18 protein-coding genes, 1 tRNA gene and 1 pseudogene are annotated in these 19,861 nt (G+C 66.8%); 16 read left to right on the forward strand and 4 right to left on the reverse strand.

Features of this window, described 5'->3' with window-relative positions; genetic code table 11:
• Positions 1-12: 12 nt before the first annotated feature.
• From AC58D2_RS09665 to AC58D2_RS09725, 13 genes and pseudogenes are all read left to right on the forward strand, one after another.
• Complete coding sequence (locus AC58D2_RS09665; RefSeq protein WP_497389713.1) at positions 13-873, forward strand: XrtA system polysaccharide deacetylase; 861 nt, start codon at positions 13-15, stop codon at positions 871-873.
• Between the two features lie 8 nt (positions 874-881).
• On the forward strand, positions 882-1,943 hold the full coding sequence (locus tag AC58D2_RS09670; protein WP_497389961.1) for a FemAB family XrtA/PEP-CTERM system-associated protein: 1,062 nt from the start codon (positions 882-884) through the stop codon (positions 1,941-1,943).
• Positions 1,943-3,148: a TIGR03087 family PEP-CTERM/XrtA system glycosyltransferase gene (locus AC58D2_RS09675; RefSeq protein WP_497389715.1), complete on the forward strand. Its 1,206-nt coding sequence runs from the start codon at positions 1,943-1,945 to the stop codon at positions 3,146-3,148. Before AC58D2_RS09670 ends, AC58D2_RS09675 begins: the two co-directional genes overlap by 1 nt.
• Positions 3,148-4,662 carry an exosortase A gene (gene xrtA, locus AC58D2_RS09680; RefSeq protein ID WP_497389717.1) on the forward strand — a complete coding sequence of 505 codons (1,515 nt, stop codon included), beginning with the start codon at positions 3,148-3,150 and terminating at the stop codon, positions 4,660-4,662. Before AC58D2_RS09675 ends, xrtA begins: the two co-directional genes overlap by 1 nt.
• 9 nt (positions 4,663-4,671) lie before the next feature.
• On the forward strand, positions 4,672-6,567 hold the full coding sequence (locus AC58D2_RS09685; RefSeq protein ID WP_497389719.1) for an XrtA/PEP-CTERM system amidotransferase: 1,896 nt from the start codon (positions 4,672-4,674) through the stop codon (positions 6,565-6,567).
• A 79-nt stretch (positions 6,568-6,646) separates the two neighbouring features.
• The gene (locus AC58D2_RS09690; protein ID WP_497389721.1) at positions 6,647-7,843 is read left to right on the forward strand and encodes a GNAT family N-acetyltransferase; all 1,197 of its coding nucleotides are present in this window, start codon (positions 6,647-6,649) and stop codon (positions 7,841-7,843) included.
• Positions 7,840-8,706 carry a transcriptional regulator gene (locus tag AC58D2_RS09695; protein ID WP_497389724.1) on the forward strand — a complete coding sequence of 289 codons (867 nt, stop codon included), beginning with the start codon at positions 7,840-7,842 and terminating at the stop codon, positions 8,704-8,706. The genes AC58D2_RS09690 and AC58D2_RS09695 overlap by 4 nt, the downstream gene beginning before the upstream one ends.
• Positions 8,707-8,791: 85 nt before the next feature.
• The gene (infA, locus tag AC58D2_RS09700) at positions 8,792-9,010 is read left to right on the forward strand and encodes a translation initiation factor IF-1 (RefSeq protein WP_003049127.1); all 219 of its coding nucleotides are present in this window, start codon (positions 8,792-8,794) and stop codon (positions 9,008-9,010) included.
• A 14-nt stretch (positions 9,011-9,024) separates the two neighbouring features.
• Positions 9,025-9,597 (forward strand): Maf family protein, encoded by a 573-nt coding sequence (locus AC58D2_RS09705; protein ID WP_497389727.1) that lies wholly within the window; start codon positions 9,025-9,027, stop codon positions 9,595-9,597.
• Positions 9,581-10,561, forward strand: a complete 981-nt coding sequence (locus tag AC58D2_RS09710; RefSeq protein ID WP_497389729.1) for a ribonuclease — start codon at positions 9,581-9,583, stop codon at positions 10,559-10,561. The genes AC58D2_RS09705 and AC58D2_RS09710 overlap by 17 nt, the downstream gene beginning before the upstream one ends.
• Positions 10,551-10,745 (forward strand): DNA gyrase inhibitor YacG, encoded by a 195-nt coding sequence (locus AC58D2_RS09715; protein ID WP_497389731.1) that lies wholly within the window; start codon positions 10,551-10,553, stop codon positions 10,743-10,745. The genes AC58D2_RS09710 and AC58D2_RS09715 overlap by 11 nt, the downstream gene beginning before the upstream one ends.
• A gap of 96 nt (positions 10,746-10,841) precedes the next feature.
• A tRNA-Phe gene (locus AC58D2_RS09720) sits at positions 10,842-10,917 on the forward strand.
• A 164-nt stretch (positions 10,918-11,081) separates the two neighbouring features.
• Positions 11,082-11,312 (forward strand): annotated as a pseudogene (locus AC58D2_RS09725) (Arm DNA-binding domain-containing protein); the annotation flags it as partial.
• A gap of 114 nt (positions 11,313-11,426) precedes the next feature.
• On the opposite strand, the gene AC58D2_RS09730 reads toward AC58D2_RS09725, so the two are convergent.
• The 4 genes from AC58D2_RS09730 to AC58D2_RS09745 are packed head-to-tail and all read right to left on the reverse strand — an operon-like array spanning position 11,427 to position 16,272.
• A complete protein-coding gene (locus tag AC58D2_RS09730; RefSeq protein ID WP_497389733.1) occupies positions 11,427-12,881 on the reverse strand; it encodes a 2-dehydro-3-deoxy-6-phosphogalactonate aldolase in 1,455 nt (484 codons plus the stop codon).
• Positions 12,878-13,828: a 2-dehydro-3-deoxygalactonokinase gene (locus AC58D2_RS09735; protein ID WP_497389735.1), complete on the reverse strand. Its 951-nt coding sequence runs from the start codon at positions 13,826-13,828 to the stop codon at positions 12,878-12,880. The genes AC58D2_RS09730 and AC58D2_RS09735 overlap by 4 nt, the downstream gene beginning before the upstream one ends.
• Complete coding sequence (locus tag AC58D2_RS09740) at positions 13,812-14,549, reverse strand: SDR family NAD(P)-dependent oxidoreductase (RefSeq protein ID WP_497389737.1); 738 nt, start codon at positions 14,547-14,549, stop codon at positions 13,812-13,814. The genes AC58D2_RS09735 and AC58D2_RS09740 overlap by 17 nt, the downstream gene beginning before the upstream one ends.
• Entirely contained in the window at positions 14,533-16,272 is a 1,740-nt protein-coding gene (locus AC58D2_RS09745; protein ID WP_497389739.1) for a sodium:solute symporter family transporter, read from the reverse strand. Before AC58D2_RS09745 ends, AC58D2_RS09740 begins: the two co-directional genes overlap by 17 nt.
• Before the next feature lie 245 nt (positions 16,273-16,517).
• Between AC58D2_RS09745 and AC58D2_RS09750 the strand changes: the two genes are divergently transcribed.
• From AC58D2_RS09750 to AC58D2_RS09760, 3 genes are all read left to right on the forward strand, one after another.
• Positions 16,518-17,885, forward strand: coding sequence for a hypothetical protein (locus tag AC58D2_RS09750; protein ID WP_497389741.1), 1,368 nt, complete (start codon positions 16,518-16,520; stop codon positions 17,883-17,885).
• A 239-nt stretch (positions 17,886-18,124) separates the two neighbouring features.
• The gene (locus tag AC58D2_RS09755; RefSeq protein WP_497389743.1) at positions 18,125-18,847 is read left to right on the forward strand and encodes an IclR family transcriptional regulator; all 723 of its coding nucleotides are present in this window, start codon (positions 18,125-18,127) and stop codon (positions 18,845-18,847) included.
• 84 nt (positions 18,848-18,931) lie between these two features.
• Positions 18,932-19,861: a dihydrodipicolinate synthase family protein gene (locus AC58D2_RS09760; RefSeq protein ID WP_497389745.1), complete on the forward strand. Its 930-nt coding sequence runs from the start codon at positions 18,932-18,934 to the stop codon at positions 19,859-19,861.

Below are 19,861 nucleotides of genomic sequence, written 5' to 3' on the forward strand. Positions count from 1 at the left end.
AGGTGAGCGAAGATGCAGAACGGCCTGTCGGTCGACGTCGAGGACTGGTTCCAGGTCGGCGCCTTTGAGCGCACGATCGACCGCGCCGACTGGCCGGCGCTCGAATGCCGGGTCGAGGCGAATTGCGACGCGGTGCTGCAGATCTTCGCGGACGCGGGAGTTGCAGGAACCTTCTTCACGCTCGGCTGGGTTGCCGAACGCTATCCCGGGCTGATCAAGCGCATCGTGGCGGCGGGGCACGAGCTCGCGAGCCACGGCTACGACCACAAGCGCGTCTTCACGCTGACCGCCGACGAATTCGCCGCGGACCTGTTGAAAACCCAAGGCATATTGGAGGATCTGGGCGGGGTCGCGGTGCGCGGATATCGGGCGCCGAGCTTCTCTGTCGATACGCGGACGCCCTGGGCGCATGCGGTGCTTGCCGAGCAGGGCTATGCCTATTCGTCCAGCGTCGCGCCGGTGGTTCACGACCATTATGGCTGGCCGCAAAGTCCGCGCCATGCCTGGCGCCCCTTGCCCGACAGCGATCTTGTCGAGTGGCCGGTCACGACCGCGCGGCTTGCGGGACGGACGCTGGCCGCGGGCGGCGGCGGCTTCATGCGCCTGCTGCCTTATGGCTTCACCCGCTGGGCGGTCGCGCGAATGAATGCCGAGGGGCATCCCGCGATCCTCTATTTCCACCCGTGGGAAATCGACCCAGCGCAGCCGCGCGTCGACGAGGCACCGCTCAAGTCGAAAATCCGCCATTACAGCGGCCTGTCGGCGATGGCCGGCAAGCTGAAGAAATTGCTCGACGACTTCGACTGGACCCGCGCCGATGCGCTGGTGCCCGCACAGCGCGATCGCGCGCAGCCGTGGCAGGCGGCGGCGTGACGGCCCCGATGCGTGCCGCGAACCCGTCGACGCAAGCGGCCATAGCGCCGCTCGGCGAGCCGGCCGAGTGGGACGCCTATGTCGCCGGGCATGACGCGGCAACGCCGTTCCACAGCCGCGCGTGGTGCGAAGCGGTGAGCGCGGCAACGGGACATCGCTGTCATCCGCTGGCGGCGCGCGGTGCCGACGGGGCGGTCACAGGGCTGCTACCCCTGCATCATGTCCGCTCGCCGCTGTTCGGACAGGCGCTGGTCGCGAGCGGGTTTGCCGTCGATGGCGGGATATTGGCGGGCGATGCCGCGGCGGCGGACGGGCTTGCCGGCGCGGCGGCGGATCTCGCCCGGTCGCTTGGCGTTCCCTCGGTCGAATTGCGCGGCGGGGGCTTGCCCGATGGCAAGGGCTGGCGACGCGAAGACGGGGTCTATGCCGGCTTCGCGCGCGATCTTGCCGCCGACGACGATGCGGAATTGCTGGCGATCCCGCGCAAGCAGCGTGCCGAAGTGCGCAAGGCGCTTGCCGGCCCGCTGTCGGTGACGACCGGCCGCGATGCTGCCGAGCGGCGCGACCATTATCGCGTCTACGCTGAAAGCGTACGCAATCTGGGAACGCCGGTCTTTCCAAAAGCCCTGTTCGATGCGATTCTCGACGCCTTCGGCGACGCCGCCGACATATTGACGGTCCGCGCCGGCGACACGCCCGTCGCAAGCGTGCTCAGCCTGTATTGGCGCGGGACGGTAATGCCCTATTGGGGCGGTGGGACCTTTGCGGCGCGCGGGCTGCGGGCCAACGAACGGATGTACTACGCGCTGATGAACCATGCCCGCGCCAAGGGGTGTTCGCGTTTCGATTTCGGGCGATCGAAGGTCGGTACCGGCCCCTGGTCGTACAAGAAGAATTGGGGGTTCGAGCCACAGCCGCTCGTCTATGCCCGCTGGCTTGCGCCGGGCGAAACGCCGCGCGACACCAACCCGAACAGCGCCAAATACCGGCTGCAGGTCAATTTGTGGAAAAAGCTGCCGCTGTGGGCCGCGAACCGTATCGGACCACTGATCGCACGCGGTTTGGGGTGATGGCTGAAATCCTGTTTCTGGTGCATCGCGCGCCATGGCCGCCCGATCGCGGCGATCGCATTCGCAGTTGGCATATGTTCGAAGCGCTGGCGAAGCTGGCGCCGGTGCACGTGGCGGCGCTCGCCGACAATGCCGCCGATGCAAAAGCCGCCCGGGAAAAAATGGCACCGCTCTGCAAGAGCCTGTGTATCGAAGTGCGCAACGTCCCGCGTCCGCTCGCGCTGGCGGGAGCGGTGCTGCGCGGGGAGCCTGTGTCCAACCGGCTGTTCCGCAATGCGGCGCTGGCCGAGCATATCGGCGCGTTGCTCGCGCTCGGCACGATCACGCATATCGTCGCGTTTTCCAGCCAGATGGCGCAATATCTGCCGCGCCGGTTCGACGGACCGGTTGTTATGGATTTCGTCGACGTCGATTCGGCGAAATTCGCCACCTATGCCGAGCAGGACAAAAGCCAGCCGATGCACTGGGTTCACGCGCGCGAGGCTACGAAACTTGGCGCCTATGAGGCAAAGGTGGCGAGCGAGGTCGATGCGAGCCTGTTCGTCAGCGAGGCCGAAGCGGCGCTGTTCCGCAAGCAGAGCGGGCTGGGCGGCGACATCGTCCTTGCGGTCGAGAACGGCATCGACACCGATCGCTTCGACCCCGCGCCGACGTTCGAACCCGTCGGCTTAGGGGAGGGGCCGCTCGCGGTCTTCACCGGCCAGATGGACTATCGCCCGAACATCGACGCGGTACACTGGTTCGCGGCCGACATCCTGCCGCTGGTCCGCAAGCGGCATCCAAAGGCGCGCTTTGCGATCGTCGGGCGCGCGCCGACCGAGGAGGTGCGCGTCCTTGGCGAATTGCCGGGGGTGGAGGTGACCGGCGAAGTGCCCGACGTCCGCCCCTGGCTGGCGGCCGCCGACGCGGTGGTCGCGCCGCTGTTGCTGGCGCGCGGGGTGCAGAACAAGCTGCTCGAAGCAATGGCGATGGCGCGTCCGGTGGCCGCGAGTTCGGCGGCGGCGACCGGCATCGACGCCCGCGACGGGGAGCATCTGTTCGTCGCGGACGGCGCCGACGCGATGGCGGACGCGGTGTGCCGTCTGTTCGACGATCCCGTCGCGGCGGCAAGGATGGGTGCGGCGGCGCGAGCGCGAATGATCGCGCGCTATGGCTGGGACGCGAGGCTTGCGCCGCTTGGGCAGCTGCTGGGCCTGGCCGACTGATGGCGGCGACCTTTGACCCCGCCCGTCCGCGGCGCTGGACGATCTGGCAGCGGCACCTCGCCGCGCTGGCCGTGCTGTCGGCCGCGATCCTGCTGCTGTTCCACCGCGATGCCGGCGATATGGCAGGCATCTGGTGGCACAGTTCGACCTTCACCCATTGCCTGCTGATGGTGCCGATGATCGGCTGGCTGATCTCGCTGCGCGTGCCGTTGCTGCGCGGGCTGACCCCGGTGTGGTGGGGGCCCGCGTTGATCTGGCTGGCGGGCGGCGGACTGGCTTGGCTTGTCGGCGAGGCGGCCGGGGTCGCGCTGTTCCGGCAACTGGGGCTGGTGCTGATGCTCCAGGGCGCGGTGGGCGTCGCGCTCGGCAGGCAGCTCGTTCGCGCCTTGCACTTCCCGCTCGCCTATGCGCTCTTGCTCGTGCCCTTTGGCGAGGAACTGGTGCCGCTTCTCCAGACCTTCACCGCACGGATCAGCGTCGTCCTGCTCCATCTGTCGGGTCTCGAAGCGTCGATCGAGGGCGTTTTCATCACGACGCGCGCGGGCTTTTTCGAGGTTGCGGAGGAATGTTCGGGGGTCAACTTCCTGATCGCGATGCTCGCCTATTCGGTGTTCGCCGCGCATCTGTGCTTCACGCGCTGGCCGCGCCGGATCGTCTTTGTCTCGGCCGCGCTCGCGACGACGATCCTTGCCAATGCGCTGCGCGCTTGGGGCACGATGGTCGCCGCGGAAATCTGGGGGATCGAGCGGGCGGGCGGGATCGACCATATCTTTTATGGCTGGATTTTTTTCGGACTCGTCATCCTGTTCGTCATGCTGGTTGCGCGGCGTTGGTTCGACCGGCCCGCGAACGATCCCGCGATCGATGTCGCCACGCTGCAAGCGGTGCCGCGCCGCGCGGACCCGGGGGGCGTCGTCGGCCTTGCGGCGCTCGCGATCCCGCTGGCCTTCTTTTGCTGGGCGATGCTTGTCGGCGGACGCTCGGCACCGCTGCCGGCGACGATGCCGGTCGCGGTGCCCGCAGGCTGGAGCGACGCGACGGCGGGAGGAACCGCATGGCAACCGCGCTTCGACGGCGCCGACCAGCGACTGATCCGCCATTTCGTCGACGCGGACGGGCGCCGCGTGACCGTCGCGATCGGCGGCTATGAAAGGCAGGCCGAAGGGCGCGAGATCGTGGGCTTCGGGCAGGGAGCGGCCGACCCCGACGGCAAATGGATGTGGAGCGCGGCGCTGCCGAGCGTCGATGGCGGCAAGACCGAGCGGCTGCTCCATCCCGGCCCGCTGCTGCGCGAAGCGGCGACGTGGTACGTCGTGGACCGGCGGGTTACGGGCGATCCCCGTGCGGCCAAGCTCGCCGAATTGAAGGCGCGTCTGATCGGTGGCGATCCGCGCGCCCTCTCGCTGATCGTATCGAGCGAGGTGGGCCAGGGGGGACGCGCGGCGGTGGCCGATTTCGTTTCCGCGTCGGGCGGTGCGAAGGCGATGGCTGACCGCGCGTTGAAAACCGGCTAAGCGCGAAGCATGTGCGGGATCGCGGGCCTCTATCATCTGGAAACGGCGAAGCCGGTCGATCCGGCGCGCCTGCGCGCGATGCTGCATCCCATGGCGCATCGCGGCCCCGACGGATCGGGCACCTGGACCGCGCCCGGCGTCGGCTTCGGCCATTTGCGGCTGTCCATCATCGATATCGCGGGCAGCCCGCAGCCGATGGCGAGCGATGACGAGGCCGTCACCATCACTTTCAACGGCGAAATCTATAATTATCGGGAATTGCGCGCGGAATTGCAGGATCGCGGCCACCGCTTTCGCACCAGCGGCGATACCGAGGTGATCATCGCCGCGTGGCGCCAATGGGGGCCGGAATGCCTGCCGCGGTTGAACGGCATGTTCGCCTTTGCGATCCACGACCACGCGCGCGGCTGCGTGTTTCTGGCGCGCGACCGGCTGGGGGTGAAGCCACTCCATTATGCGCGCCTGTCCGACGGGTCGCTGGCCTTTGCGTCGGAACTCAAGGGTCTGCTCCGTCACCCGCTGCTGCGGCAGGAGGCGAACCTGTCGGCGGTCGAGGACTTCCTGGCTTTTGGCTATGTTCCCGACGACAATTGCATGGTTGCCGGGGTACAGAAATTGGCCGCCGGCCATTTTCTGATGCTGGAGCGCGGCAAGGGTCTTCCCGCGCCGACTTGCTGGTGGACACCCGATTTTTCGACCCGCATCCGCGCCAGCGAGGGCGAGGCGGCCGAGCATCTCGTCCACCTGATGCGCGCGGCGGTCACCGACCGGATGGTTTCCGACGTACCGCTCGGCGCCTTCCTGTCGGGCGGGGTCGATTCGAGCGCGGTCGTCGCACTGATGGCCGAGGCGAGCCGCAAGGCGGTGAAGACATGTACCATCGGGTTTGACCAGGCGGCGCTCGACGAGACCGCTTATGCCCAGGTGATTGCCGAGCGGTTTGCGACCGACCACCGGACGCGCACCGTCGCGGCCGCCGACTTCGCGCTGATCGACCGGATCGCCGACCTGTTCGACGAACCCTTTGCCGACGCCAGCGCCCTGCCGACCTATCGCGTGTGCGAACTCGCGCGCGAGCAGGTGACGGTCGCCCTCTCGGGTGACGGAGCCGACGAGGCGTTTGCCGGGTATCGCCGGCTGGTCTTCCAGCATCAGGAAGAGCGGCTGCGGGCGATGATCCCGGCCGTATTGCGCCGCAATTTGCTGGGCCCGCTGGCGCGCGCCTGGCCCCAGATGGACTGGGCGCCGCGCCCGCTCCGCGCTCGTGCGACATTGGCCAGCCTCTCGAAGAGCGGCGCCGAGGGCTATGCCGAAGCGGTCGGGGTTACCGGCCCGGCGCAGCGCGCGCGGCTGTTCAACGGAGCGGCCAGGACCGCGCTTGGCGACCATGTCGCCGAGGGGCGTTACTGGCGAGCGATGGCCGACGCACCGGCGCGCGAGCGGCTCGACCGCGCGCAATATGCCGACCTGAAAATCTGGCTTCCGGGCGACATATTGACCAAGACCGACCGGATGAGCATGGGCGTCAGCCTGGAGGCGCGCGAGCCGCTGCTCGACTATCGCCTGGTCGAATTCGCCGCCTCGCTACCCGCGTCGATGCGTGTAAAGGGCGGCACCGGCAAGGCCATCCTCAAAAAGGCGATGGAGCCCTATCTGCCGCGCGATATCCTGTATCGGCCCAAGATGGGATTCGTGACGCCGGTATCGCAATGGTTCCGTGGGCCGCTGACCGAACAGGCCCGCGGCCTCGCGACCTCGTCGACGCTCGCGCGATCGGGGTGGTTCGACATGGCCGAGATCGAACGCATCGTCGCGGCGCACCAGTCGGGACGGCGCGACCACGGGCGGCTGATCTGGCAATTCTTCATGCTCGAAAAGTCGCTCGGGAAACTGTTCGGTATCTAGGGTCAGGCCGACCCGGCGCTTTCATGTTTGCGCCGAATTGCCACCACATCTTAACGCTTGTCGGCTACGCTCGCCGCCGATGACGGTCCATCCCGCCTTCTCTGCAAATCCGCACGCCGCGGCCGGAACCGCCACGCCGCTGGTGGTAAGGGTGGTCGATCCCCTGTCGCTGTCGGACGATCTCGCCGCGGCGTGGGACGCCCTGGCGGCCGATGCGAGCGAACCCAATCCGTTCGTCGAACGCTGGTGCCTGCAATCGGCGCTCCACCTGCTCGATCCGGAGCGGCAGGCACGGCTCGTGCTGGTGCGCGACGGCGAGGGCGGACCGGTGATCGGGGTCATGCCGCTCGCACCCGCGCTTCACTATGGCCGCTTGCCGCTGCGCCATGTCACCGGCTGGACGCATCCCAACCATTTCCACGGCGCGCCGCTGGTTCGCGCGGGCTTTGAACGGCTGTTCTGGTCGATCCTGCTCGGCTGGTGCGATGCCGCCGCATGGGCGCGAACGCTCGTCCACGTCCCGCGCCTGACCGAGGACGGCCCGCTCCACCGCGCGCTCGTCGACGTTGCTCGGGTGCGCGGCTGCGAGGCCGAGACGGTGCACCGCGAGGAGCGCGCGCTGCTCGATAGCGACTTGTCGCCGACCGCCTATTGGGACGCGGCGATGCGTGCCAAGAAACGCAAGGAACTGCGGCGCCAGGCGAACCGGCTGGCCGAGGAAGGCGATGTCCGGTTCCGCCGCTGGCAAGCGGGCGAGGCGCTGGGGCCGTGGCTCGACGCCTTCCTCGACCTGGAGGTGCGCGGCTGGAAGGGACGCGCGGGCTCGGCGCTTGCAAGCCACAGCGACACCGAGGCGTGGTTCCGTGCGATCCTGACCGGCGCCGCCGAAGCCGGGAAGCTCGACATGCGCGCGCTCGATCTGGGCGATCGTCCGCTCGCGATGCTGGTCAATTTCATCAGCGCGCCCGGAGGCTTTTCGTTCAAGACCGCGTTCGACGAGGATTATGCCCGTTTCTCGCCCGGCGTGCTGCTCCAGCAGGCCAATCTCGACCTGCTCGACGACACGCGCATCGCCTGGGTCGACAGCTGCGCGGCGCCCGACCATCCGATGATCGACAGCATCTGGCGCGAACGGCGCCGGCTGGTCTGGGTCAATGCCCCTTTGTCGGCGGCAAGCGACCGCTGGCGCTTTCAGGCGCTCAGCCGGATCGAAAAATTGTGGCGGCGCTGGAAGCGTCCGCGAGATATAAGCGACCACGAACAGGATCCGGCATGACGATGCACCAGATGATTTCCACCCCCGTTTTTCCCGCCGAAACGCTCGAACGGATGGAAGAACTCTATCCGTTGCAGGCGGGCCTGCTGCACCATCGCCTGCCCGACCACCCCTTGCTGTCGCTCGATGCCCTCGCCGCACTGGGCGAGAGCCTGCCGGCGGAGCAGGTCGAATATAATCCAGGCGACCTGCCGGTCGGCATTCGGCCCGAAGACGTGCCCTCGAACGGTCTGTCGATCGGCGAAACCATCCGCACGATCGACAGCAACCGAAGCTGGGCGGTGCTCAAGAATATCGAGAGCGTACCGGCGTACCGCGAACTTCTCTTGTCGCTTCTCGCCGAGCTGAAACCCGTTGTAGAGCCGCGCACCGGCGCGATGCTGACCCCGCAGGGGTTTGTCTTCATTTCGTCACCGGGCTCGATCACGCCCTATCATTTCGATCCCGAGCACAACATCCTGCTGCAACTGCGGGGCAGCAAGGTGATGAACGTGTGGCCCGCGGGCGACGAGCGGTTTGCGCACCGGGTCGAACATGAACGCTATCACACCGGCGGTCACCGCAATCTGCCGTGGCAGGACGGGTTCGAAGGGGGGCAGCAGCGCGTTCCCTTGTCGCCCGGCGAGGCGGTACTGATGCCGGTGATGGCGCCGCATTTCGTCGCCAATGGCGATACACCGTCGATCTCTCTGTCGATCACCTGGCGCAGCGAATGGAGCTATCGCGAATCCGAGGCCCATGCCGCCAATGCGCTGCTCCGCCACGCCGGCATGAACCCTTCGATGCCGCCGCGCTGGCCCGACCATGCGCGCGCCAAGACCGTCGGCTGGCGCATCGCGCGCAAACTGCGCCTCGTGTCCTGAACCGCGCGGCCCACAGATAGCTTTCAATTGGTCGCATTTGGGGCTATGGGCGCCCATCCCGATTGTTCGAGCCCATAGAGGATTGATGGCGAAAGAAGAACTTCTCGAAATGCGCGGCCAGGTGGTCGAGCTGCTGCCCAACGCGATGTTTCGCGTCCGACTGGAAAACGACCACGAGATTCTGGGCCATACGGCCGGCAAGATGCGCAAGAACCGCATCCGTGTGCTGGTGGGTGACGAAGTGCTTGTCGAGCTCACCCCCTATGACCTGACCAAGGGTCGGATCACCTATCGCTTCAAGTGAGCGGCGCGGCGACCATGCCCGCGCTTGTTCTGGCCTCGACGTCGCCGCGTCGGCGTGAACTGCTGGCGCGGATCGGAATCGAACCTGTCCGCATCGCGGCCCCCGACATCGACGAAACGCCGCAGGCCGGCGAACTCCCCCGCGTGTATGTGGCACGTCTTGCCGAGAGCAAGGCGCTCGCGGTCGAGCGCGCGGCGGACGAAGTGGTGCTCGCGGGCGATACGACCGTCGCCGTCGGTCGCCGCATCCTCGGAAAGCCCGTCGACGAAGCCGATCTGCGCCGGATGCTCGGCTTGCTGTCGGGGCGGCGCCACCATGTCTGGTCGGGCGTTTGCGTCGTCGGCGCCGACGGCAAGCCGCGCGTGCGCGTGTCGGATACCGTCGTGGCGTTCAAGCGGCTGACCGAGGCCGAGATCGACTGGTACGTCCAAAGCGGCGAAGGGATGGGCAAGGCCGGCGGCTATGCGATCCAGGGACGCGCGGAAGTGTTCGTGCGCTTCCTGTCGGGCAGCCATTCGAACGTGGTCGGATTGCCGCTGTTCGAAACGCGCGCGCTGCTGACCAGCGTGGGTGTGCCACTTGGCTGAGTGGCTTTACGATGCCGGGATCGGCGAGACGCGTGCCGCCCTGGTCGAGGGCGACCGAATCATCGAGGCACGGATCGAACGCACGAGCGATGGGCCGCGCATCGGCGCGGTTCTCGGTGCCCGGCTGGTCGAGCCGGGGCGGGCGGTTCTCGACCTGCCGGGCGAGCCCGTGGCAACCCTGTCGGCGGCTCCGGGCCTGTCGCTCGGGAGTCGCGTCGCGGTCGAGATAACCCGCATGGCGCTGCGCGAACGTGGGCGCGACAAGCCGGCGCGTGCCCGGATCGCCGATCCGGCCGCGGCGCCGACCGATGGGCCAGACCTGCGCGCGCGCATCGCCGTCATGGGCGTACCGATCATCGACAGCGCATCGACCGGACCCGACCGGTTCGAGGCGGCGGGATGGTCGGACCTGATCGACCATGTCCGTACCGGCCATTGGCCCTTTGTCGGCGGCGCGCTGTGGGTCGATCCGACGCCGGCGATGCTGATGATCGACATCGACGGCGAAGGCGATGCGCTTGCGCTGGCAAGGGCGGGCGGCGAGGCGGCAGTGCATGTCCTTCGCTGCTGCGATGTCGGCGGCGCGATCGGGATCGACTTTCCTTCGCTGCCGGGCCGCGCGGAACGGCAGGCGATCGACGGGCTGATCGACGGATTGCTGCCGCAGCCGTTCGAACGCACCGCTACCAACGGCTTTGGCTTTTTGCAGATCGTGCGCCGCCGGCTGCGCCCTTCGCTGATCGAACAGGTGCGGTTCGACGCGGTGGCGACCGACGCCGCCGAGTTGCTGCGCCTCGCCGTCCGCGCGGTCGGGGCAGGGGGGCTGCAACTCGTCGCGCGTCCGGCGGTTGCCGATTATATCGCTTCGCGTCGCGCGTGGGTCGACGCCTTGCAGGCGCGCACCGGACGCCGGGTCGAAATCCTCGCCGATCCGCTAATCAAAGGAGCCGGCCATGCCCAGTAAGACGACCGCCAGGACGCGCAAATGCCCCCTGTGCGGCAAACCGCGGGACGAGGCGTACAAGCCCTTTTGCAGCCGCGGATGTCGCGATCGTGACCTCAATCGCTGGTTCGACGAAAATTATCGCGTTCCCGCCGAACAGGCGCCCGACGGCACGATGGAGACCGATCGTTACGACGAGGATTAGGTCGTGAAAATTGGTCCGAAAAGACGCTGGACACGGCGTCCCCCCCTGCCTATAGCCGCCGCTCGCGAACAGGCCGTCCGGCCTCGCAGATCCCGTGCCCGGGTAGCTCAGTTGGTAGAGCATGCGACTGAAAATCGCAGTGTCGGTGGTTCGATCCCGCCCCCGGGCACCATTACCCTTTTTCAGGGCATTCCAAAAAATCCTAGAACGTCAGGTAAGTCATTTTGAATAAATGATTTATTTGTTCGCTTCGTCGCGAGGCGTCGCTTTGCATCCCAGCCTCTTTTTGCACAGATTTGCGGTAACTATCGCAGGTGAGCGAAAGGAGTTACCGACATGCTCAGCGCCGCGGCCGTCGCGCACGCCCGGCCGCAGGGCTTTCAGTACAAGCTCTGGGACGAGCGCGGGCTCTATCTTCTCGTGATGCCGAACGGCGCCCGCTGCTGGCGCGTCAGCTACAGCTTCGCCGGCAAGCGAAAGACGATCTCGCTGGGCGTCTATCCCGACACCGGCCTCGCGATGGCGCGCGACAAGTGCGAGGAGGCGCGGCGACTCGTTGCGGCGGACGAAGACGCTCCTCAACGAATGCCGCGAGTGGCATCCCGACGCGATCGAGCGGCAGCTCGGCCATGTCGAAGACGCGGCGCTTTTCGCGGTTTGGCAACCGCGGCGGGGCCAGAGTCAGCACCGGGTGATCCTGAAGACGCCGCCCGATGTGGTGGCGTCGGCAACCGGGGTGCTAAGCCGCATGCGCGACGTGGTGACCAGGAGATCGCCCCCTGTGCCGATGCACAGGCTGCTGACATGCGGCGCGGGCAGGCGATACCGGTTCTGCAGCGCTCCGTCGGGGCCCAGTTCCACCACCTCGCTCCCGCCCCACATGGCGACAAGCGAATGGCCGTTCGGCGCGAGCGTCATGCCGTCGGGCTTGCCGTCGAGGCCCATGAAATCGCTGACGATCACCGGCTCGCCCAACGTGCGATCCTCCGCCACGGGAAAGCGGATCAGCGTGCGCAGCAGCGTGTCGACGAGATAGAGCGATCGCTCGTCGGCGGCGAGCGCCATGCCGTTACAGGCGCCAAGACCATCGCACGCGCGCGTGACGGCGTGTGCGGCGTCGATCCGGAACAATGCACCGCGTCCTGCCAGCAGACCCCGGTGCATGGTACCCGCCCAGACGGTACCGTCCGAGGCAATCGTCATATCATTGAAACGGCAGCCGCTCCCAACCTCGACTTGCACCAGGGGTATGACATCGCCCGTGGCGGGGTCAAGTTCCACCAGGGCGTCGTCGCCAAGGCCGATCATCGCTTCGCTGCGCCAGCCGATCGCGTTCACCGGTACTGCGGTCGCGACCGACGCGATCGCGCCATCGTCGAGTGCGACCCGATGCAGTTTTGATTGCACGGGATCGACGAAGAAGAGGCTCGTGCCGTCGCGCGAGAGCAGCGGCGATTCGCTTATCGTGGCGCGCGGATTTGCGATGAGCGCGGGGCTTACTGGAGCCGCCGCCGCCGCCATGATTGCGCGCGCCGCGGCCCCCACGTCCGCGGCGGTCCTGCCGGGGCGAAACAGCTCGGAGCCGACGCCGATCGCGCTGCAGCCACCGGCGAGGAACGTCGCTGCATTGGCCGCGCCGACACCGCCGACCGCGACGAAGCGGACCCCGGACGGCATGACCGGGCGCAAAGCGCTGATCGCCGAGAGACCTGCGTCGCCGGCGGGAAAATATTTAAGCCACCGCGCGCCCGCGTCATAGGCGCGAAACGCCTCGCTCGGCGATGCGACCCCCGGCATCGGGACGATGCCGCACTCCAGCGCCTTTGCGATAACGGCGGGGTTGCAGTCCGGCGCGACGCAAATCTGCCCGTCGGCGTCCGCCAGCCTCAGGGCATCGGCGGGATCGCGCACCGTGCCGGCGCCGACGATCATCCGCTCGCCGAAATGGGCGCGGAGCAGGGCGATACTCTCGAACGGCGACGGCGAATTGAGCGGTACCTCGGCGACCCGGACGCCGGCATCGAACAAAGCCTCACCGACCGCGATCGCCCGATCGGGTGTCAGTCCGCGCAGGATCGCAACGACGGGCGCCGATGCGAGCGCGGCTTCGAGGGCCGCCGCGATATCGCCGCTCATGCCGCTTCGGCCTGCCGCGCGGCATGCGCCGAGCGCAGCGCGCGGTAGCCCGCGATACAGCAACGTTCGGACGCCACCGTCTCGGCCTCGATGGCAAGGCGCCCCAGTGCATGCGCGAACAGGCTGCACATCGCCCCGCTGCCGATCAGCGTAACGCGTCCCGAGGCGAGCCGCGGATAATAATGCAGCGCGTCGGCGATTTCGCGGCCGACGAGCAGGCCGCGCAGCCACGATGCCGCGTCGGCCTTGCCGAGCCCCTCGCGAACGGCGCGGGCGCGCGTTTCGAAAGCCAGGCTGCCGAGTCCCACCCCGCTCGCTCGCCCGCGGTCGCATGCGGCGTCGAACATCTTGCCGGCCGTGCCGTTGCCTTCGGTCACCGACGCCAGGAGGCCCTGTGCGGTCATCCGGTCGAATATCTCTCCGCCCATGCTGGTGAAGAAATCGACGATGCGGCCGCTGCGGCAATGCACCCACTTGCTGTGCGTGCCCGGCAGAACGATGAAATGCTCGCCGGTTTCCGCATCCGGGCGTTCGGCAAGATAGCCGAACAGTTCGATCTCTTCGCCGCGCATCACGTCGGGGCCGCCATGCGGTCCGGTGCAGGTCAGCCCCGGCACGATCTTCACCGCCTGGCCGCCGATCTGCGCCGCGACGGCCCCGCCAGCGAGGTCCGCAACCGACGAGGGTGTTTCGAAATAGCCGGCGTCGATCCAGCCGACGTTCGAGCCGATCATGCCCGACGCCCAGCAGTCGCCGAGGTCGCCCCAGCGCGCGACAAGCTCGCCAAGGCAGGCCTCCATCCCCTCCCGGTCGAGCGCCGCGACTCCCTTGGGCATCTGGACCCGGTCGAGTATCGCGCCGTCGGGCGCGATCCGCCACGCCCGGAAATTGCTGCTTCCCCAGTTGATCCCGACCATCGGCCGGGTCCTGTCAGCGGCGTGTGACACCGGCACCTCCATCGATTTCCATGATCGTTCCCGTCATCCAGCCGGCCTCGGCCGACGACACGAAAAGCACGCTCCGCGCGATGTCTTCGGGCGTGCCCAGTCTCCCAAGCGGATGGCGCGCGACGTTGGCTGCGCGCGCCGCAGCAGGGTCCGGCGCACCTTCGAAATTGCGCGCGAGCAGCGCGGTATCGACCGACGCCGGGGCGACGCCGTTGACGCGAATACCGTCCCTTGCCAACTCGAGTGCGGCGGTGCGGATCAGCCCGTCGAGGGCGGCCTTCGATGCCGCATAGGCAGCGAGTGTCGGCGTTGCGAAGCGGGCGTTGATCGAGGACAGCAGAGTGAAAACGCCGCCCCCCGCATCGCGCATCGCCGGCGCGCATGCCCGCATCAAGCGCACCGCGCCGACGACATTGACGTCGTAGAGGCGCAGCCAGTCGGTGCTTGGCGTATCGGCAATGCCGGCGTTGACGCTCGCCGCCGCGGCGTGGACCACGACGTCGGCAGATCCGCCTGCGGCGACCATCGCCGCGACCGCCTGTTCGACCTCGGTGTCCGAGGCGAGGTCGGCGGCGACATTGCAATCGCCATTATCGGGCAGGCTGTACCCGCAGGCGCAGACCCAGGCGCCCTCGCTGCGAAACGCGTCGACGATCGCGCGCCCGATGCCGCCGGCGGCGCCGGTGACCAATATCCGCTTGCCTTCAAAGCGCCGGGTCATAAGCAGCCTCCTTTGCATTATTCCGCGTGGTGCGCCGTGCGATCCATTCGGCGAGCGCGGCCAGCGCTGCGAGCCCTGCGCCGGTCGCGAGCAGCACGAGGCGGTCGTTGCGGTCGGCAGCGATCGCGGTGAGCCATAGCAGCGCGCCGCTCGCTCCCACGGTCAATGCAACGATGCGCGGCGCGTCCGAGGCAACGCTGTTCGAGGCGCCGGCGGGCGGCGCGGGCGGCAATGCGGCAATGCGGGCGACCCCCGGCGCGTCCCGGCGCGACAGCATGTGATAGACGCCGAGCACGAGCATCGGGACTCCAACGCCTACGACCACATCGACCAATATACCCGAGGTCTCCGCCCATTGCCGCAGCGGGCGGAGCGCCGCTACAGAGCCCAGCGGCCCGGCGGGCGTGATCAGATAGCGCAGGAACAGCGCGAGCGCGGCTGCACAAAGCGCGGTCAGCCACGCGGCGCGCTGGTCGACGCGGCGGCTGAAAAATCCCCATACGCTCGGCGCGACCAACGGAACGACAAGCAGGCTCGTCGCGGCGACGATCACTTTTTCGGCGCCGCCGAGGAGCGGGATCGATGCGGCGACGATCGTCAGGAACGCCCCCAGGCCAACGGTTACGAGGCGTCCGACGCGCACGGCCTTCGCTCCTTCCGCGTCGGCGGTCAGCATCGGCGTCAGCGCGCCGGCAAAGACGTTGAGCTGGCCGCTGATCAGGCTTGCCGTGGCCGAAAACATCGCCGCAAGCACGAGACCAAGCATCCCCGATGGCAATACCGCCTGTGCCGCAAGCATGTAAGCCTGCTCGGGATCGGCGTTGGGATCGATCGCGTGATAGAGCATCGGTGGAAGCAGCCAGAAAAGCGGCGACACGAGATAGAGGCCGCCGAACAGCCAGGCGCTGCGGCGGGCGTCGCGCGGCGTCGGCACGCTCAGGAAGCGCTGCACGAACGCCCATTCGGCACCGATCATGAAGAAATGGATCGCGGCCCAGGCGGCGATGAACCACCAGCCATAGTCGGCGTCGGTCAGCGCGAAGAAATCGGCCGGCACGCGCGCGGCGAACCCCTCGAACCCGCCGAGCCGCGCGAGGATCAGGATCACGGTGATCAGCACCGCCATGTTCAATATGATGAACTGCATCACGTCGGTCATCAGCACCGCCCAGAGGCCGCCAAGCATCGTGTAGACGATGATCACGGCGCCGAAGGCCACGACCGCGGCGGTGACGGACAGATTGCCCGTTGCGGGATCGCGAAACAGGCTTCCGGGGTCGAGCGGGACGAGAACGCATAGCAGCACCGCGAGCGCGTAGAGCGCGATACCTGCGCCGATCAATCGAAAGAGCATCATCGCCCACAGATAGAGCTGCACTGCCGACGCGCCGAAACGCAGCCGCACATATTGCGCGGGGGAATCGACGCCCAGTTCGCGCCAGCGTCCCGCAAGCACTGCGCCCGCTAGCAATGCAGCGACGCCATAGGCCATGTTGACGGCCACGGCGACGAGGCCCGACCGATAGGCGAGCCCGCCCCAGACGACGAAAGTGCCGGCCGAAAACATCGTCATGAAACCGGAGAGCCCGGCGACCCACCAAGGGGATTGATGGCCCGCGGCGAACATCTGCTTCAGGTTCGTGTTGCGGCGCATGTAATAGACGCCGAGCGCCAGCATGCCCGCGAGATACGCGATCAGCACGACCGCATCGGCTTTGCTCATAAACTTCCTCTCTCCATACGATCAAAGGAGGCTATTAAAGCAACGAAAAATAAAGGCAAGGCTGTCGATCGCTTCGGGAGAATTCAGTCAGACATTGCCAGAAAATCTACCGTATCTTCAACTCCCGTGACCCTCTCTTCGGCCCGTCTCGCGGCGGCGATCTTCTCAAAAAATTGCTTTATTAGCATTTTATGACTATACCCCGAAGGGCAGCGGTGTGAACGCCGTGCAACAGGAGAGGAAACATGCAGCATAAAGCGTTGAAATGGGCGTGCGTTGCCGGCGTTGCGGCATTGGCTGGCGGTGCAGCCTTCGCGCTCGGCAGCGACTCGGCCGCCGAACCGGGCGCGGTGCAGGTCCTGCTGCCGCCATCGGCGCCGGCCGCCCCCAGGGCGGGCGGGACGGATGCGACGCCGTCCGCGGCTTTGGTGGTCCCCGATGCGCCGACGCTCGGCCTCGCCGATTCGGTGATCGAAACCTTCCACGACAGCGATGCCAATCTGTGCGGGACTCAAAAGGTTCATATCGACGGCCCGGTGCGGGCGTTCGAGGATCAGAATAATGTCATTCACCTGACCGTCTCCGATCCCAATGCGACCGGCTGGCAGTGGACGGGTTCGGTGACGGGCTTCACCAACAATCCGAAGACCGCGGTGCTCGACTGCGATCCGGTGATGATCGGCAACAGCGGCAACACCGACCCCGACGCTTATGACCAGAAGACATGGATACAGGCGCTGCACTTCGAAGGCTCGACCGTCTACGCCTATGGGCATGAGGATTATTTCGGTACGCGCACGAACGATCCCGATTGCCATGATGCGGGGACGAGCGACGGAAAACCCTATTGCTGGTACGCGTCCATCCCGCTTTGGACCTCTTCGGTTTCGCCGCCCGATCGCCATCTCGACTTCGCGCGCTCGGCCGCGACGCCCGATCATGTCGCCATCTATCCGAAGGTCGCCTACCCCGGCGACGCCAGCACCACTTCGGCGGGGTGGATCGGATACGGGACGCCGTCGAACATCATCCGGGGGCGCAATCCCGACGGTTCGCTCGACGGCTATTATTATATGTTCGCCTACAGCAGCTCGACCTATGCCGGGCAGTCGAAGGGGGTGTGCCTGTTCCGCACCGCCGATCCGACCGATCGGACGAGCTGGCGCGCGTGGGACGGGAACAGCAGCACACCCGGCTTCACCCAGCAAATGCGCAACCCCACGGTCTATACCAACAGTGCCTGCGCGGTAGTCAAGCCGACGATGTTCAACTCCTATGTGCGGTCGGTCGTGTGGCACAAGCCGTCGCGCCATTACATCGCGATCTTCCGAAACAGCAGTGCGGTCCGCTATGCGACCTCGACCGATCTGGTGAACTGGAGCGACGGGCAGAATTTGCTCGTTTCGACCTCGGCCCAGGCCAATTATCCCGTCGCGATCGATTTCGACGGCGGCGATTATGGCGATTCCGACTTCGACCGCCTCTATTCCAACGGCAAAAGCTATCTCTTTTATCGCAAGTCGATCGCGAGCGGGCATACGCGTATCACGCGGCGCAAGATCACGGTGACCAACTATCCGGCAGACCCGCCCTCCTCGTCCAACCCCGGCTGACCGGATCCGGGCCTTGCTCAAAGGCCCCGGCGCTCGTCTCCACCACCAACTGGGCAGGCGGCTTTCCATGCCGCCTGCCCATTTTGTTACGCCAGATGAAACATTGACGTTGCAATCTTAGCGACAATATGGCGGGAAGTATGGGCGGTGGTGAAATTGCCCGCAGAGCGATTATCATGCACGATCGAGGGGCAGCGATCATCGCTTTCTTACCCTCTGTGTTGGACGGACCGAAGCGAATGAACCCCAAACCCAATGCGCAGCCGAACCAGAGCCTGATCGACGGAATCGCGACACTCCAGGCGCTGGCCGTGTCGCCCGAACCCGTTGGCAATCGTGAACTGGCGCGGCAACTCGGCTTCAACCCGACCCGCGTCAACCGGCTCTTGAAGACGCTCGCTTATCTCGGCATCGCGCGCCAGACCGCGAACCGCAAATATACGGCCGGCCCCGGAATGCACGTGCTTGCAGCGCAGAGCTTGCATGCTTCGCGTATCATGCAGGACGCCCTGCCGGTCCTCGAGGAGTTGCGGCGTTTCGGCCTTACCATTGCGCTCGGTGTGCTGTGGCGCGACAGCGTCAGCTATCTCTTTCACGCGCCGCCGGGAATGACGACAACCCAGGGGATCGGGCGGATCGGGCTCCTGCCGGCGACGTCGAGCGGTATCGGCATGGCGCTGCTCGCCCAACGCGACGATGCTCATATCGAGGAGCTTTTTGCGGACCGCGAAATCGACGGTTTTCCGGGCGGTCTGGCCGATCTTATGGCGTCGATCGAAACCGTGCGCCGCCTCGGCTATGCGCGCGTCTGCGTCGATCCGGTCGAGGACCGGCATACGGTCGCGGTGCCGGTGTCGGACCTGTCCTTCGCGGCGATCGGCGTTTCGGGCTGGATACCCGAGCAGAATAATGGACCGATCGTCGAAGCGCTTGTCAACGCCGCGCGGCAGATCGGCGAATAGTCGCAGTAGTATTGCTAAATTAGCAATACTACTCTACCGCCTTTGGCACGGCCGCGATGGGGCCGTGCCAAGGGAGTGACACGAATGACCGATATCACCGGCGCCTTTCCGGTATTGCCGACCATCTTTGATTCTGCCGGGGCGATCGACGAGACCGGTATGGTCCGGACGATCGAATGGGTGATCGAATGCGGGGTCGACGGAGTGGTCTTCCCCGGCCTCGCCAGCGAATATGACCACCTGACCCTCGGCGAGCGGCTTCGCCTGATCGCGCTCATCGGAGAACGCGCCGCGGGCCGGGCCGCATTCGTTGCGGGATGTAGCGGCGCGAACGACGAGGAAAGTGCCACGTTGATCGCGGCCGCGGGGCAGGCAGGGGCCGCGGCGGCGATGATCGTGACGCCGGCACGCAAGGGCGACGATCTCGACGCGATCGGCGACTTTTACGCCGGCCTTGCAAGCCATGCCGACGTTCCCGTCATGCTCCAGAACGCGCCGAAGCCGATGGGTCTCGGCCTCGATGCACAGGAGGTGCTGCATATCGTCGGCCGCGCCCCGAACATTCGCTACGTGAAAGAGGAAAACGCCCCCTGCGGTCAGCGCATCTCGGCGCTGCTCGCCGCCGGCTCGTCGCAGCTTCGCGGCATCTTCGGCGGCGCCGGCGGGCGCTATATCACCGACGAACTGGCGCGCGGCGCCGTCGGGACGATGCCCGCGGCCGAGATCGCGGACCTCCACGTACGCCTGATAGCCGCGCACCGTGCGGGCGACGCCGATACCGTGCGGACACTCTTCGAACGAACCTTGCCGCTGCTCAACATGCAGGCGGTGTATCGCTGGCGGCTGACCAAGGAAGTCCTGCGTCGCCGCGGCCTTATCGGATCGGCGTTCGTCCGCGCCCCCGGTCCGGCGCTCGATCGCCACGATCATGCCGAACTCGACGCCTTGCTCGCCGCGCTCGATCCGCTGCTGCGCGAAATGGGCCACTCGCCCGCCGCGGCGCAGATGGTATAG

This window comes from Sphingopyxis sp. CR5 (assembly GCF_059693785.1).